An 873-nucleotide genomic window follows, 5' to 3' on the forward strand; every position below is an offset into this window, starting at 1 on the left:
CGTCAGCGTCTTTACCCCACTCGATATCCACTTCTGCTGAAGGTTCGGTAAATGGGAAGTAAGAAGGACGGAAACGAACAGCCAGGTCTCGCTCAAAAAACACCTGAAGGAAATCTTCAATGGTACTCTTTAGGTCAGCAAAACTAACATTCTCTTCCACCAGCAGGCCTTCAACCTGATGGAACATCGGCGTATGCGTTTGGTCGGAGTCGCAACGGTATACACGGCCCGGACAGATCATACGAAATGGTGGCTCTCCCTTCTCCATCGTGCGTACTTGCACAGGTGAAGTGTGAGTTCTTAATAAGGTATTTGCATCAAAGTAAAAGGTGTCGTGCATAGCACGTGCCGGGTGATGCCCCGGGATATTCAAAGCTTCGAAGTTATGGTAATCATCTTCGATTTCCGGGCCTACTTCTACTGAGTAACCGGCTCTGGCAAAAAACTGCTCAATTCGGCGCATTGTTTTGGTTACCGGGTGCAAACCACCGGTATCGCTTGCGCGGCCTGGCAAGGTGACATCCACAGCTTCTGAACGGAGCTTGTTCTCAAGCTCAGCTGTTTCAAGGGACTCTTTCTTGGCTAACAGTTTTTCCAAGACACCTTCTTTGGCTTCGTTTATCTTTGCTCCGGCCGCTGGTCTTTCAGACGCATCTAACTTACCCAATGTTTTGAGTAGCTGGGTGATTTCACCCTTCTTGCCTAGGTAATCAACTCTGACCTGGTCCAATTCTTGAATTTTTTCCGCTGCATCTACAGCGCTAATGGCGCGTTGAACAAGTTGTTCAAGGTTTTCCATTACTGCTCTCCGAAAAAACAGTACTCAAAATAAAAATAGGGGGTGAGTTGTCTCGCCCCCTATCCAGCTATTAC

Annotated in this window: 1 protein-coding gene; it reads right to left on the reverse strand. The window is 47.9% G+C overall.

The features are described 5' to 3' along the window. Nucleotides 1-799 (reverse strand): phenylalanine--tRNA ligase subunit alpha (gene pheS / locus A3729_RS22020; RefSeq protein ID WP_068634281.1); only part of this gene is annotated, 799 nt, incomplete at its 3' end. Between the last annotated feature and the right edge of the window lie 74 nt (nt 800-873).

This window comes from Oleiphilus sp. HI0043 (assembly GCF_001634935.1).